Source organism: Mesorhizobium marinum, assembly GCF_040813675.1.
Taxonomy (GTDB): domain Bacteria; phylum Pseudomonadota; class Alphaproteobacteria; order Rhizobiales; family Rhizobiaceae; genus Mesorhizobium_K; species Mesorhizobium_K marinum.
The window spans coordinates 444,541-458,023 of the sequence record NZ_JBFOCI010000001.1; the positions used below are offsets into that span (position 1 = coordinate 444,541).

Genomic DNA, 13,483 nt, shown 5'->3' on the forward strand with positions numbered 1-13,483 from the left:
CGCCAACCGCGCAACACCACAGTTCTCGGGGAGGAGAACCATGCGATCAAACCGGCCGACGGTCGCCGATCTTCGGGCGATGAAGGGGAAGAAGCAACTCGCCAAGATCCGCGTCTTCACGATGGAGGAGGTCGAGGCAGCGGCGCGCGCCGGCGTGGAGATCCTGTCCGTCACCCCGGAGCTGATCTTCAATCCTGCCTTCCGCGACGCCGCTCCCGACGTCTTCGCCATTCCGGGCAGCGTCAACTCCTTCTTCGCGTCGCGCGAGGACGTCATGCGCGACGCCTTCCGCTTCATGCGCGCCGGAGCCGATGCGGTCTATTGCGCGGCGAGCCTCGATACGATCCGCGCGCTGGCCGACGAGCATGTGCCCGTCTGCGGCCATTCCGGCCTGATCCCGCATCACTCGACCTGGACCGGAGGGTTCCGGGCCGTCGGCAAGACCGCCGACACCGCGATGTTCGTCTGGAAGCAGGTCAAGGCGCTGGAGGATGCCGGCGCTTTCGCGGCCGAGATCGAGGTCGTGCCGGTCGAGGTGGCGAGCGCCATCTCCAGGCGAACCTCGCTGTTCCTGATCTCGATGGGCGCCGGCGGTGGCTGCGACGCGCAATACCTCTTTTCCGAGGACATCCTCGGCTACAACCGCGGCCACTATCCGCGCCACTCCAAGGTCTACCGCAACTTCGCCGCCGAGTATGACCGGCTGCAGGCCGAGCGGGTGGCAGCCTTCGGCGAATACGTCGCGGACGTGCGCTCCGGGGCCTATCCCGAGCCGCGGCATGTCGTCGGCATCGAACCCGGCGAACTCGCGCGGTTCCTGGACGACCTGTCGAAGGCGTGACGCTGATACACTGACGCGAATTTTCCGGGAGGATACTGCATGACGAAATGGAAAGTGGCCGGCATCAATTTTGATCACTTCCACATGGGCGACCTGCTCAGGGAAGCTTTCGACCGTCCCGATGCCGAGATCGTCGGCATCTGCGATGCCGACCCGAAGCGGATGCAGGGCGCGATCGACAATTTCGGCATTCCGGCCGAGCGCGTCTACACCGATCCGGAAAAGTGCCTCGCCGAGACGAAGCCCGATCTCGTCATCCTCTGTCCGGCGACCGCCGAACATGCGGTGTGGGTCGAGCGCGTCGCACCTGCAGGCGTCAACATCCTGATGGAAAAGCCGTTCGCGGCCTCGATCGCCGATGCCGACCGCATGATCGCCGCCGTGCAGAAGAGCGGCAAGCTGCTTGCCATCAACTGGCCGCTCGCCTGGTACCGCTCGCACAACACCGCCAAGCGCCTGATCGACGAGGGCGTCGTGGGCGACGTCGTCGAGGTGCATTTCTACGACGGCAACCGCGGCCCGCTCTACCATCTCGCCGACAAGGTCGAGGTGAGCGACGAGGAGGTGCAGGCCGGCAAGCCGAATTCCTGGTTCTACAAGAAGTCGGCCGGCGGCGGCAGCCTGCTAGACTATGTCGGCTATGGCGTCACGCTGGGCTCCTGGTTCATGGACGGCGAGAAGCCCATCGAGGTCACCTGCGTCATGGACGAGCCGCAGGGGCTGGAGGTCGACGAGCACTCCGTCACCATCTGCCGCTACAAGCGCGGCCTGTCCAAGTTCGAGACGCGCTGGGGCACCTTCACCGACCCGTGGACGACGCAGCCGCAGCCGAAATGCGGCTTCGTCATCGTCGGCACCGACGGCACCATCGCCAGCTACGACTATGACGACCACGTCACCGTGCAGACGGGGGCGAAACGCGAGCAGCATGTCGTGCCTTGCGACGCGTCCGTTGCGCCGCGCCGGGGGCCGGTCGAATACATGCTGCACCTGATCGCCACGGGCGAGAAGATCTCGGGGCCGCTCGACCCGAAGCTGTCGCGCATCGGCCAGCAGATCACCGACAGCGCCGTGCTTTCGGCGCGCGAGAAGCGCACCGTGGAACTGCTGCCATGAGCAAGGACGATCTTCCTTCCGAGAGCGACTACGCGCTGGTCGGCAAGACGCTGCCCGAAATCGCCGCTCCCGAACTGCCCTACAGGCCGCCGATGCCGAAAAGCTACCGGCCGAAGATCGCGCTGGTCGGGGCAGGCGGCATATCCTTCGCCCATCTCGACGCCTACCGGCGCGCCGGCCTCGACGTCGCCGCGGTGATGTCGCGCTCGCTGGCGCGCGCCACGACACGCCGCGACGAGTTCTACCCCGAGGCGATCGCCACCGACGATTTCGACAGCCTGTTGCGTCGCGACGACATCGAGGTGCTCGACATCACGCCGCATCCGGCCGAGCGGACGCCGCTGGTCGAGGCCGCGCTCAAGGCCGGCAAGCACGTGCTGTCGCAAAAGCCGTTCGTCACCGACCTCGACGCGGGCGAGCGCCTGGTCGAGCTGGCCGACCGCAACAGCGTCAAGCTCGCGGTCAACCAGAACGGTCGCTGGGCGCCGCATTTCGCCTATATCCGCGAGGCGGTGCGCGCCGGGTTGGTCGGCGACGTCATCTCCTCGCACACGGCCGTCCACTGGGACCACAGCTGGATCGTCGGCACCCCCTTCGAGAAGATCGACGACCTGATCTTCTTCGACTTCGCCGTGCACTGGTTCGACTTCCTGTCGAGCCTTATCGGCGCGAAAGGCACGAGCGTCTATGCCACCCGCGCCAGGGCGGCCGGCCAGCAGGCGAAGCCGCCGCTGCTGGCGCAGGCGCTGGTTGCCTTCGACGGCGGCCAGGCCTCGCTGGCGTTCGACGCGGCGATCAGGCATGGCCCGCTCGACACCACCTTCGTCGGCGGCACTCTCGGCAGCCTTGCCAGCACCGGGCCGAATCTCGGCGAGCAGTCAGTGACGCTGACGACGGCATGGGGCGTCGCCCGCCCAAAGCTCGAAGGCGCCTGGTTCAACGACGGCTTTGCCGGCACGATGGGCGAGCTTCTGGTGGCGGTCGAGGAAAAGCGCGAGCCGCTGAACGGCGCGCGCGGCAATCTCGACAGCCTGGCGCTCTGCTTCGCGGCCATGGCGTCCGCGCATACCGGCATGGCCGTGCAGCCGGGAACGGTGCGCAAGGCGCCCGGGATCTGAGGGGTCAGCCTTGCAGGAAAGCCAGGTCGCAGGCGATCGACACGGCGTCCCCCGACGTTGCCGTCACCGCGATGCCGCTTTCGGTCGGCTTGATGCTTTCGATTCGGCCTCCGCCGGTCCAGGGCACCGAGCCGATGACGTGCCGCACCTCGGCGACGCCGTCGGGGTCGAGCGCCAGACCGGTCGGTATGCCCGCCGCGTCGAGCGGGTTCGGAGCGCTGCCGAGCGAATGGCCGAGCATCGCCCGGTTGAGGCCCTCTTCGACGCCAAGGCATCCCAGATGGCGTCCGTTCCAAGGTGCATAGTCGCGGCCGCCGTTGGAAAACCAGAGCTGCGTCATCGGCAGGCGCGCCGGATTGCGCAGGCTGATGAAAAGGTCGCCCTCCTGCTCGCGGGCGACCGTGGTCCAGCCGAGCGTGCTGCCCTCGGCCTCGACGCCGGCGATGAAGTCCTCGTGGCGCTGGGCAAATGGGTAGCGCGTGATGTCGGCCTCACCGCCGGCGGCGAGCGGAAAATGCGTCGGATCTGCCGACTTCGCCGGGCAGGCCAGCAGCGAGCGGCCACGTGCCGGGTCTGGCTCGAGCGGAATCCGGGGCGTCTCCCACCAGCGCTTCGGCGAGAAGCTCAGCCGGCCGCCGTTGAGCAGCGAGACCATCGCGTGATTGGCGACCGCCATGCAGTCGGCGCTGCCTCCGGTGAAGATGTGGCGCTGGTAGAGGAACGGATGGCCGTCGACGAGCCGCAGTTCCTTGACGAGGTCGGCGCCCATCGCCTTGTGGTCGAGCCGGAAGCGCGCAACGGTCTGGCCGTCCTTGCTTTCGGTCCCGAGGTGCGTCCACGTCGTGTTGGCCGGCCAGCCATGGCCGGGCGCGCCGTCGGCGGCCGCGTCTCCGAAGGGCGCGCAAAAGAAGTCTCCGGCGAGGCCGCCGAGATGCGGCGCGGCGTCCGCTGGCATCGCCTCGTTGAGCCACGGCGCCTTGTGAAGCATCGAGATCGTGCGTCCGTCACGCTCGACTGCGAACTCGGAGATCATGCCGAACAGCAGTTCGAGCCGTGCCCTGACACCCTTCGCTTCGATCTCGACATGCTGCATGGGCAGTGGCTCCTCCAGTTGCGTGTCCGTTCCGGGAAACGGCCGATCCTAGCGCGTCCGGCCATGGATTCGGAAGGCTTCGCATCCAATTTTGGAACGAAATTTTCGTTTCTTGACTGTTGGAAATTTATGTGCGGTAGTCGATCCGTGCAGTTGGTGGAGGGCTTCATGCGCGCAGTTTTCTTGCCATGCGCGGCTGTCGCGCACCTCCCGAAATTGAAGGCCTGACATGGTTTACGCAACCGGCGACAGCATCGGTCCGCGGCGCCTGCGCATCGGCATGGTGGGCGGCGGCCGCAACGCCTTCATCGGCGCCGTGCATCGCATGGCGCTGAGGCTCGACGACAAGGCTGAACTGGTCGCGGGCGCGTTGTCGTCCGACGCCGACAATGCGAGACTGTCCGGCATCGACATCGGCATCGCCGAGGACCGCGCCTATTCCGACTACCGCCTGATGGCCGAGGCCGAGGCGAGACGCGCCGACGGCATCGAAGCCGTCGTCATCGTCACGCCCAACCATCTCCACGCGCCTGTCGCCCGGGCCTTCCTCGAAGCGGGCATCGACGTCATCTGCGACAAGCCTCTGTCCGCCTCGCTCAACGAAGCGGAAGAACTTGCCGCGCTGGCGAAGCGGTCCGGGCTGGTCTTCGCCGTGACGCTGAACAACACCGGCTACGCCATGGTGCGTCATGCGCGCGAACTGGTCGCCTCGGGCGCGCTCGGCGCCATCCGCATCGTTCGCGCCGAATACATCCAGGACTGGCTGACGTTGCCGATCGACGCCGACGGGCAGAAGCAGGCCGAGTGGCGTACCGACCCGGCGCGCGCCGGCCGTTCCGCCTGCCTTGCCGATATCGGCGTCCACGCTTTCAGCCTCGCGCAGTTCGTCTCCGGCATGGTCCCTTCCGAGGTTGCCGCCGACCTCACCACCTTCGTTCCGGGCCGCCGGCTCGACGACAATGCGCATGTCCTGATGCGCTATGCCTCCGGCGCGCGCGGCGTGCTGGTCGCCAGCCAGGTTTCACCAGGCAACTACAACCGGCTGTCGATCAAGGTCTACGGCGAGAAGGCGGGGCTCGAATGGCACGGCCATGAGCCGGAATACCTGCGCCTCTGCGAATTCGGCAAACCTCACGTGATTCTGACCAGGGGTGGGGCCGAGGTCGGCGGCGAGGCGGCACGCGTGTCGCGCATGCCCGCCGAGCATCCGGAAGGTTACGTCGAGGGCTTCGGCAACCTCTATCGCGATGCCATTGCGCTGGTTTCTGCGCGGCGGCGGGGGGAAGCGGTCGATGCCGGGCTTGCTCGGCTGGTGCCGTCGGTCGAAGACGGCCTGATTGGAATGCGCTTCATCGAGGCATCGGTCGACAGCCACGAAGCGGGGGGCGTCTGGACACCCGTCGCGACGCATCTATAGAACTTTGCCTCAACGGACCGGTGCGCCTGACGGCTCGTTTGGAGGACCAGGCGCAGACATCATCGAACAGGGAGAAGACGATGAGGAACTGGACGAAAACGGGTCTTGCCGCGATCGGCGTCGCCTTGCTGGCGACGGCCGCCCATGCGCAGGACTACACCATCGGCGTGTCCAACACCGTGCAGGGCAACGGCTGGCGCGAGGAGATGATCTGCGCGATCAAGGCGCAGGCGCTCGCTTCCGGCAAGGTCAAGGCGCTCAACATCGCCCACCGCAACACCGACGCGGCCGGCCAGCTCGAAGACCTGCGCAACCTGATCAGCGCGAAGGTTGACGCGATCGTCGTCAACCCGGCGGATCCGGCCGGCATCCAGGCGGCGCTCGCCGAAGCCACCGCCGCCGGCATCACCGTGGTCGCGGTCGACCAGACGGTTACCGAGCCGTCGGCCTACATCATCTCCAACAACCAGGAAGAGTACGCCTATCTCGGCGCGAAATGGCTGTTCGAGACGATCGGCGGCAAGGGCAGCGTCGTCTACATGCGCGGCGCAGCCGGCGCGTCGGCTGACAGCGATCGCGACAAGGGCTTCAAGCGCGCACTTGCCGAGTTCCCCGATGTGAAGGTCGCCCAGGAGACGTTCACCGGCTGGCAGCAGGATCAGGGCAAGCAGCAGATCCTCGACTACATCGCCACCGGCGTTCCGTTCGACGGCATCTGGACCTCCGGCATCGACAACGTGATCGTCGACGCGCTGGTCGAGAGCCAGGCGACGCTGGTGCCGGTCGTCGGCGCCGACAATGCCGGCTTCGTCGGCCAGCTCAACTCGGTCGAGGGCCTGAAGGGCGCTGCCGTCACCAACCCGGGTTCGATCGGCGGCGCTGGCGTCACGCTGGCGCTGCAGATCCTCGAGGGCAAGAAGCCCGCCGAGCAGACCGTGCTGGTGCAGCCCGAGATCTGGGAGAACGTCACCGACGCCGGCAAGGAGAAGCTCAAGGCCGCGGCCGATCCGTCGCTGTCGCCGGAATGGCCGGTGTCCATCTCCATCCCGGACTGGACCACCTACACCAAGGAACAGATCGTGGCCTGCAAGGGCCCCGGCGAATAAGCCTCCGATCTGAAAGGTTGGCGGGGACGGCGGATTTGTCCGTCGTCCCCGCACGTCAACTGGAACTTTCATGACCGACCAACCGCTCCTCGAAGCCGCCGGCGTCGCCAAGAACTATGGCGCGGTGGCCGCGCTGAAAAACGCGTCGCTGAGCGTCCTGCCGGGCGAGGTGCATGCGCTGATGGGCGCCAATGGCGCCGGCAAGTCGACGCTGGTCAAGATTCTCACCGGCGCGATTCCGTCGAATGCCGGCCGCATCCTCCTGCGCGGCCAGGAGCGCGACATCCGCACGCCGGCCAAGGCCAGGCGGGCCGGGCTCGTGCCGGTCTACCAGGAACCGTCGCTGATCCCCGATCTCGACGTCCTCTCCAATCTCAGGCTGACCCAGACGCCGGTCGAGCCGTTCCGCGCCTGGGTCGCGGAACTCGGCGTTCCCGATCTCGACCTGCGCGATCTCGCGCGCGACGTGCCGCTGGCGATCCAGCGGGTGCTCGACCTGGCGCGCGCGCTTGCGGTCGAGCCCGACGTCATGCTGCTGGACGAGATGACGGCGGCGTTGCCGGCCAACCTCGCCGAACGCGTCCTTGACGTCGTCAAGCAGCAGAGCAGGACCGGGCGCTCGGTCATCTTCATCTCGCACCGCTTCGTCGAGATCGCTGCGCTCTGCGACCGCGCGACCGTGCTGCGCGACGGCGAGACCGTCGGCGTGGTCGATATCGAAGCAGGCGTAGAGGAACGCATCGTCGAACTGATGCTGGGCGCCAAGGTGGAGAAGCGACGCGTCTCCGTCGCCGCGGCGGCCGACGGCGAAGCAGCCGCAGCGGCGACCCGCGTCGCCGTGCGCAACCTTCGCGTAGGAACCAAGCTGCACGACGTCTCCTTCGACCTGAAGGACGGAGAGGTCGCCGGCGTGGTCGCGCTCGAAGGGCAGGGGCAGGACGAACTTTTCGCGGCGCTTGCAGGCTCGATCCGACCGGACGGCGGGACGATCGAGGTGGACGGCAAGGCCGTCGCCTTCCACCATCCCGTCGACGCAATCAGCGCAGGCCTTGCCTATGTGCCCGGCGACCGCACCGAAGCGCTCGCAATGCAGCAGTCTGTGCGCGAGAACATCGCGCTGCCGTTCTCAGCGGCGTTCCGGAACTGGGGGCCGATCCGTCGGCGCCAGGAAAGCGGTCTCGTGCAGAGCGCCATCGAGCGCCTGCAGATCGACACGCGGGCGCAGCGGGAAGTGCAGCGCCTGTCGGGCGGCAACCAGCAGAAGGTCACCATCGCGCGCTGGATCGCCGCCGACGCGCGCACGCTGCTCTGCTTCGACCCGACGCGCGGCATCGACGTCGGCACCAAGCAGGAGATCTACAAGCTGCTGAGGCAGCTGGCGGGGCAGGGGAAATCGGTCCTGTTCTACACCTCCGAGCTCGAGGAGGTGCAACTCGTGTGCGACCGGGCCATCGTCATCTTCGGCGGCCGCGTCGTCGACATCCTGCCGGTAGAGATCGCCGACGAACCGGCGTTGACGCGCGCCGCCTATGGCCTGCCCCGCGATTCGGCGCCCGATGTCGGCGTCCTGGCTGCTTCCCACGCCGGCGAGGTCCGCCCGTGATGCGCCTTCTTCGCCAGCATGGTTGGGTCGTCGGCCTGTCGGCCCTGCTGATGGCCCTCTTCGTTCTCACCAAGCTCATCCAGCCGAGCTACGGCGCCGGCGATTTCGGCTCGCTGGTGCGCGCCGTCCTGCCCTATGCCTTTGCCGTCGCCGCGCAGACCGTCGTGGTCATCGCCGGCGGCATCGACCTGTCTGTCGCGGCGATGATGGCGCTGACCAGCGTCACCGCCGCCGCGATGATGGCCGGCGCGAGCGAGGAATACGCGCTGTTCGTAGTGCCCTTCGTGCTTGCGCTCGGCTTTACCCTCGGCGCGCTCAACGGCATCCTGATCGTCGTCAGCCGGGTGCCCGACATCGTCGTCACGCTGGCGACGCTGTTCATGCTGCAGGGGGCAGCGCTGCTTGTCCTGCCGGCGCCGGGCGGCGGCGCGGCGGAATGGCTGAAGAACCTGATAGTCGGCACGGTGCCCATCCCGATCCTTCCCGACGACGCCACCGACTGGTTTCCGAAGGCGCTGTTGCTGCTCGTGGTTCTGCTCTGCGCCGTCTGGATACCGCTCAAGCGCTCGCGGCTCGGCCTGTCGATCTACGCCATCGGCTCCAGCCAGCTCGCGGCCTTCCGTTCCGGCGTGCCGGTCGCCCGCACCAAGATCCTTGCCTATGCGATCGGCGGCCTGTTCGGCGCGATGGGCGGCCTGTCGCTGACCATGAGCACCGGCATCGGCGCGCCGATCCCCGGCCCATACCTGATGGCCAGCGTCGCGGCCGTGGTGCTCGGCGGCGTCGTGCTGGGCGGCGGCAAGGGCGGCCTGCTAGGGCCGATCATCGCGGTCTTCGTGCTGCGCCTGGCGCGCACCATACTGACGCTTCTCGCCATCGATCCCAACGTCACGGCGATCGTCGAAGGGTCGATCCTGGTCGCGGTCGTCATGTTCGGCGCCTTCATCGCCATGCGGAGCCGTTCGAAATGAGCATCAGCGCAGCCGCCCCCCAACAGGCGCCGCTCGGCCGGCGCATCAAGCGGTTCATGAGCGACTATCCGCTCGTGCCGCTGCTCATCCTCCTGATCCTCCTGGTGCTGGTGCTGAACATCCTCAGCCCCGGCATCGTCAATCAGCGCTGGATCGCCAACACGGTGAAGTTCGCGATCCCGCTTGCGCTGCTTGCCGGCTGCCAGACCATGACCATGCTGACCGGCGGCATCGACCTTTCGGTCGGCACGGTGGCCACCATGGCGGCCTTCATCGTCGCCACGCAGGGCGTCGACAATGCCGCTCCGGTGGCGATGGCGATCGCGCTGGTCCCGGCGCTTCTGATCGGCTTCGCCAACGGCATCGGCGTCGGCGTCTTTCGCGTGCATCCGCTCATCATGACGCTCGGCACCAGCCTGATCGGCGTCGGCTGCCTGCAGGTCTACCAGCGCACGGTCATCGCGACCGGTGCCAAGGTGCCGGATTTCCTGATCTGGCTCGGTACCGGCGTCACCTGGGGCTTTCCGAACGCGCTGCTGCTCTTCGTCCCTGTCGCCGCGCTGCTTCTGTTCGTGCAGAAGCGCACCGGCTTCGGGCGACTGCTCTACGCCATCGGCGACAACGAGCGCGCGACCCGGCTTGCCGGCGTGAAATACTGGCAGGTGATCCTCGCGCTCTACATGTTCTCCAGCGTGCTCGCCGGCATCATGGGCCTGCTCTACATGGGCCTGATCCGCGCGCCGTCGCTGTCGCTGGCCGAACCGCTGGTGCTGCCCTCGGTCGCCGCCGCGGTCATCGGCGGAACCTCGATCTTCGGCGGCAGGGGCAGCTACACCGGCACCATCGTCGGCGCGCTGATCCTCACCGTCCTGACCACGCTGCTGACCATCCTGCAGATGCCCGAGGGCGCGCGCCGCATCCTGTTCGGCGCGATCATCCTTCTTGTCACCGCCGCCTATCTCAGGATCATCGAGGACCGGTAGCGTCTCGGGCTGTGGGGGTCACCCTCAACGGTTCGCGACCTACCGCCGCCTGGCAGCTGCTTCCGTCCGGTACCCCAGGCTCATCACCAGCGCCTGGCAGAGCACCATGGCCGGCACCTGGCTGCGGAAGTGGCCGAGCCTGGCTTCCTTCACATAGAGCACGTGGCCCGCAAGCGGCGCGACGGGGCTCAACTCGTTGTCCGTGATGGCGAGCACCGTTCGGCCGGCGGCGTGCGCCTTCTTTGCCAGATCGACCGTTTCGGGCGTGTAGTCGTCGAAGGTGATGACCAGCAGCGCATCGCCCTCGTCCATGGCGGCCAGTTGTTCGGCCCGCATCGCGCCCAGGTTGTCGATCAGGAAGGTGCGCTTGCCGATGCGCGAAAGGCCGTAATAGGTGTAGCTGCCGACCCCGTAGGCGCCGCGCGCCGCAGCGATGTGCACGGCCTTGGCATTTTCCAGTGCATCGACGAACGGGATCAGGGCGGCGTTGGCGACATCCTCGCGCAGCCTCAGCAGCGCGTCGAACGCCGCCTGGATGAACGTCTCCGCCACCTGATGCGGATCGCGCGGGTCGTCGGGATCCGCCCGGCCCGATGGCGCGACTTCGCGATTCACCGCCTGAACGCGCTCGGCGTAGGACATGCGGGGGCCGAGCAGCCGCTGCTTGAACATCGCCTGCAGTCCTGCGAAGCCGTCGAAGTCGAGTTCCTTGGCAAAGCGCGTGATCGCCGAGGGCGGCACGCCGGCGCGCCTGGCGATCTCGACGATGGTGAAGATCGCCGCGTCTTCGGGATTGTTGAGGAGATAGTGCGCCACCTGCTGCAGCCGACGGCTGAGCGCGGGCCTGCGCGCCGTCAGCGTGGCGACGAATTCGCTGTAGTCGCGCCTGCCGTCGGCCTCTTCGCTCAAGCCGTCCTCCTGGTCCCGCTCTCCAGCCTATCCCCGCGGCGGAGCTTCCGCCATGGCGCGACCGAGCGCCGTCCTGACGCCGTCCGCAAGCATCGCCTTTGCTGTCCCGGCGATACGGTCCGCCAGCCCGTCGTCCGCAGCCAGGCTGTCGCCGAATATCGCGCGGTTGCCGATGAATAGTTTCGTGAAAACGTCGATGTCGCCGGAGGATCGTGTCGCGATGTCGGCCACCAGCGGCATGATCTGGTCGTGTGCGTGCCATGCCCCGCCGAAAGCCGGCTGCGACTTCGCCAGATAGGCTACCCAGCCAGCGATCGCCGTCTCCAGCAGCGGCGATGCAAGGCCTAGCGCACGGCGGTCCCGCAAAGGCTGCAGGATGCGCTGGTTGATCTTCTGCGAGCCGTCGGTCGCGATCTGGTGGTTGGTATGGCGGATCGCCCGATTGCCGAGCCGCGCGAGCGTCAGGTCGAGATAGGGACCGACCTGCATGCCCGGCATGTCGGGGAGCACCGCCGCGGCTTCCGATAGGATCATCCGCCGCACGAAATCCCTGAGTTCAGGATCGTTGACGTCGTCGCAGGTGGTGCCTAGCCCCGTCAGTGCGCCGACATAGGAAAGCGCGCTCTGGCAGGCGTTGAGCACCCGCATCTTGATGAACTCGTAGGGTTCGACATCGGCAACGAACTGCGCGCCGGCGACATCCCAGCGCGGGCGAGGGCGGTTGAAGTCGTCCTCGATGACCCATTGCCGGAATGGCTCGCCGACCACCGCGCCGTCATCGCGCAGGCCGGTCAGTTCTTCGACCTGCTTCAGGTCTTCCGGCCGCGTCGCCGGCACGATGCGGTCGACCATGGTCGAGGGGAAGCGCACATTGTCGGCTATCCAGCCGGCGAGCGGCTTGTCGGCCGCCTCGGCGAAGCCTAGAACCACGCCCTTCAGGATCTGGCCGTTGCCCGGGATGTTGTCGCAGGAGATCAGCGTGACCGGTGCATTGGCCGCCATGCGCCTTGCCAGCATCTCTGCCAGGAAACCCGGCAGCGACGTCCGCCCGGAGGATCGCGCAAGATCCCCGGCGATTTCCGGCCGCTCCCAGTCGAGCGCCCCGCTCGCCGGCACGTGGCAATAGCCCTTCTCCGTCACCGTCATGGTGACGACGTCGATCCCGGGATCGGCGAGCGCGGCCAGCGCCCCTGCCGGTTCGCGCTCGGCGTCGAGGACGCGCCGGATCGAGCCGATGACGCGCGCCTCGGCTCTGTCCCCCTCGACCAGCAGGCGGGAATAGAGGCCGTCCTGCGGCGAAAGCTGGTCCGCGATCGACGGCGGCCTGAGGTTGACGCCGATTTCGGCGCGGTCGTCGGCGCCGGCTTCCAGCGCGTCTTCGGTGTACTCCGCCTGGTGGCAGCGGTGGAACGCGCCGACACCGACATGGGCGAAGCCGATCCGCGTCATTTCGCGATCGTATCCCGGTCTTCGCACCTCTGACGGCAGGAGTGGAATGCTGCCGGCGTTCAGCCGGTTCATGCGTCCCTCGGGCCGATGGCCGACTGTTCCTGGTCGATCACCGAACCGGTCATCGGCTCCGACGCCGGCGACAGCAGGAAATGCGTCAGCCGCGCCACGTCTTCCGGAGCCAGCAATCGGCCGAACGGCTGCACTGCCGCCTGCTCGGCCAGCCAGTCCGGCCCCTTGCCCAGGGTCTCGGCGTGCATGACGCGCTCGGCCGGCGTGTCGGCCCAGCCCATGTTGATGCCGTTGATGCGGATGCGGTCGAAGCGATGCGCCTGCGCCGCGTTCCTGGTCACCAGGGCAAGCGCCGCCTTGCTCGCGGAATAGACCGTGAGGTCGGTGGCGCCGCCATGCACGTTGATCGACAGGATGTTGACGATCGCGCCCGGCTTCTTCCTCGCGCGCATGTCATTGATCGCCCGCTGCATCAGGAAGAAGGGCGTCTTTGCGTTGACCACGAAAAGCTTGTCCCAGAGCGCCGGGTCGGCCGAGACCATCGAGCCCCGGTCGGTTAGGCCGGCGGCGTTCACCAGTGCATCGATGCGCCCGAAACGCCGGATGGCGGCGTCGGCGATCATGTCCGCCGCACCTGCGTCGGCGAGGTCGACTGCGGCGAAATGGGCTTTCGCGCCAAGCGCCTCGGCCTCTGCGACGACGGCTGCGCCGCGCGCCGGGTCGCGGCCGGTGATCAGCAGCGCTTCCACGCCGTTCGCTGCCGCCTCGAGGGCGACGGACCGGCCGACGCCCTGCGTCGATCCGGTGACGACAAGCACTTGGCCGGCAAGGGAGAGGTTCATCGTCGCGCAACTCGATTTCTATC

12 protein-coding genes are annotated in these 13,483 nt (G+C 67.4%); 8 read left to right on the forward strand and 4 right to left on the reverse strand.

Annotated elements, in window-relative coordinates; translation table 11 throughout:
• Window positions 1-40: 40 nt before the first annotated feature.
• Genes ABUE31_RS02210 through ABUE31_RS02220 form a run of 3 tightly spaced genes read left to right on the forward strand, consistent with a single transcriptional unit; the run spans window position 41 to window position 3,075 of the window.
• On the forward strand, window positions 41-841 hold the full coding sequence (locus tag ABUE31_RS02210) for a 3-methyl-2-oxobutanoate hydroxymethyltransferase (protein WP_367721860.1): 801 nt from the start codon (window positions 41-43) through the stop codon (window positions 839-841).
• A 39-nt stretch (window positions 842-880) separates the two neighbouring features.
• The gene (locus ABUE31_RS02215) at window positions 881-1,957 is read left to right on the forward strand and encodes a Gfo/Idh/MocA family protein (protein WP_367721861.1); all 1,077 of its coding nucleotides are present in this window, start codon (window positions 881-883) and stop codon (window positions 1,955-1,957) included.
• Window positions 1,954-3,075, forward strand: coding sequence for a Gfo/Idh/MocA family protein (locus ABUE31_RS02220; protein WP_367721862.1), 1,122 nt, complete (start codon window positions 1,954-1,956; stop codon window positions 3,073-3,075). Before ABUE31_RS02215 ends, ABUE31_RS02220 begins: the two co-directional genes overlap by 4 nt.
• 4 nt (window positions 3,076-3,079) lie before the next feature.
• On the opposite strand, the gene ABUE31_RS02225 is transcribed toward ABUE31_RS02220, so the two are convergent.
• Window positions 3,080-4,168 carry a hypothetical protein gene (locus tag ABUE31_RS02225; protein WP_367721863.1) on the reverse strand — a complete coding sequence of 363 codons (1,089 nt, stop codon included), beginning with the start codon at window positions 4,166-4,168 and terminating at the stop codon, window positions 3,080-3,082.
• Between the two features lie 229 nt (window positions 4,169-4,397).
• Between ABUE31_RS02225 and ABUE31_RS02230 the strand changes: the two genes are divergently transcribed.
• From ABUE31_RS02230 to ABUE31_RS02250, 5 genes are all read left to right on the forward strand, one after another.
• Window positions 4,398-5,585, forward strand: a complete 1,188-nt coding sequence (locus ABUE31_RS02230) for a Gfo/Idh/MocA family protein (protein WP_367721864.1) — start codon at window positions 4,398-4,400, stop codon at window positions 5,583-5,585.
• An 80-nt stretch (window positions 5,586-5,665) separates the two neighbouring features.
• A complete protein-coding gene (locus tag ABUE31_RS02235) occupies window positions 5,666-6,691 on the forward strand; it encodes an ABC transporter substrate-binding protein (protein ID WP_367721865.1) in 1,026 nt (341 codons plus the stop codon).
• A gap of 70 nt (window positions 6,692-6,761) precedes the next feature.
• Window positions 6,762-8,294: a sugar ABC transporter ATP-binding protein gene (locus tag ABUE31_RS02240; protein WP_367721866.1), complete on the forward strand. Its 1,533-nt coding sequence runs from the start codon at window positions 6,762-6,764 to the stop codon at window positions 8,292-8,294.
• A complete protein-coding gene (locus tag ABUE31_RS02245) occupies window positions 8,294-9,265 on the forward strand; it encodes an ABC transporter permease (RefSeq protein WP_437344058.1) in 972 nt (323 codons plus the stop codon). The genes ABUE31_RS02240 and ABUE31_RS02245 overlap by 1 nt, the downstream gene beginning before the upstream one ends.
• Window positions 9,262-10,248 (forward strand): ABC transporter permease, encoded by a 987-nt coding sequence (locus ABUE31_RS02250; RefSeq protein ID WP_367721868.1) that lies wholly within the window; start codon window positions 9,262-9,264, stop codon window positions 10,246-10,248. Before ABUE31_RS02245 ends, ABUE31_RS02250 begins: the two co-directional genes overlap by 4 nt.
• Before the next feature lie 39 nt (window positions 10,249-10,287).
• Here ABUE31_RS02250 and ABUE31_RS02255 read toward each other — a convergent pair whose 3' ends face one another.
• Genes ABUE31_RS02255 through ABUE31_RS02265 form a run of 3 tightly spaced genes read right to left on the reverse strand, consistent with a single transcriptional unit; the run spans window position 10,288 to window position 13,460 of the window.
• Window positions 10,288-11,157: a MurR/RpiR family transcriptional regulator gene (locus ABUE31_RS02255; RefSeq protein ID WP_367721869.1), complete on the reverse strand. Its 870-nt coding sequence runs from the start codon at window positions 11,155-11,157 to the stop codon at window positions 10,288-10,290.
• Window positions 11,158-11,184: 27 nt separating this feature from the next.
• Window positions 11,185-12,678 (reverse strand): mannitol dehydrogenase family protein, encoded by a 1,494-nt coding sequence (locus ABUE31_RS02260; RefSeq protein WP_367721870.1) that lies wholly within the window; start codon window positions 12,676-12,678, stop codon window positions 11,185-11,187.
• Complete coding sequence (locus ABUE31_RS02265; RefSeq protein ID WP_367721871.1) at window positions 12,675-13,460, reverse strand: SDR family oxidoreductase; 786 nt, start codon at window positions 13,458-13,460, stop codon at window positions 12,675-12,677. The genes ABUE31_RS02260 and ABUE31_RS02265 overlap by 4 nt, the downstream gene beginning before the upstream one ends.
• Window positions 13,461-13,483: the final 23 nt, after the last annotated feature.

Bases quoted from the DNA above. Each gene is read 5' to 3' on its own strand.
- ABUE31_RS02210 (WP_367721860.1), top strand. From the start codon at position 41: ATGCGATCAAACCGGCCGACGGTCGCCGATCTTCGGGCGATGAAGGGG.
- ABUE31_RS02215 (WP_367721861.1), top strand. From the start codon at position 881: ATGACGAAATGGAAAGTGGCCGGCATCAATTTTGATCACTTCCACATG.
- ABUE31_RS02220 (WP_367721862.1), top strand. From the start codon at position 1,954: ATGAGCAAGGACGATCTTCCTTCCGAGAGCGACTACGCGCTGGTCGGC.
- ABUE31_RS02225 (WP_367721863.1), bottom strand. From the start codon at position 4,168: ATGCAGCATGTCGAGATCGAAGCGAAGGGTGTCAGGGCACGGCTCGAA.
- ABUE31_RS02230 (WP_367721864.1), top strand. From the start codon at position 4,398: ATGGTTTACGCAACCGGCGACAGCATCGGTCCGCGGCGCCTGCGCATC.
- ABUE31_RS02235 (WP_367721865.1), top strand. From the start codon at position 5,666: ATGAGGAACTGGACGAAAACGGGTCTTGCCGCGATCGGCGTCGCCTTG.
- ABUE31_RS02240 (WP_367721866.1), top strand. From the start codon at position 6,762: ATGACCGACCAACCGCTCCTCGAAGCCGCCGGCGTCGCCAAGAACTAT.
- ABUE31_RS02245 (WP_437344058.1), top strand. From the start codon at position 8,294: ATGCGCCTTCTTCGCCAGCATGGTTGGGTCGTCGGCCTGTCGGCCCTG.
- ABUE31_RS02250 (WP_367721868.1), top strand. From the start codon at position 9,262: ATGAGCATCAGCGCAGCCGCCCCCCAACAGGCGCCGCTCGGCCGGCGC.
- ABUE31_RS02260 (WP_367721870.1), bottom strand. From the start codon at position 12,678: ATGAACCGGCTGAACGCCGGCAGCATTCCACTCCTGCCGTCAGAGGTG.
- ABUE31_RS02265 (WP_367721871.1), bottom strand. From the start codon at position 13,460: ATGAACCTCTCCCTTGCCGGCCAAGTGCTTGTCGTCACCGGATCGACG.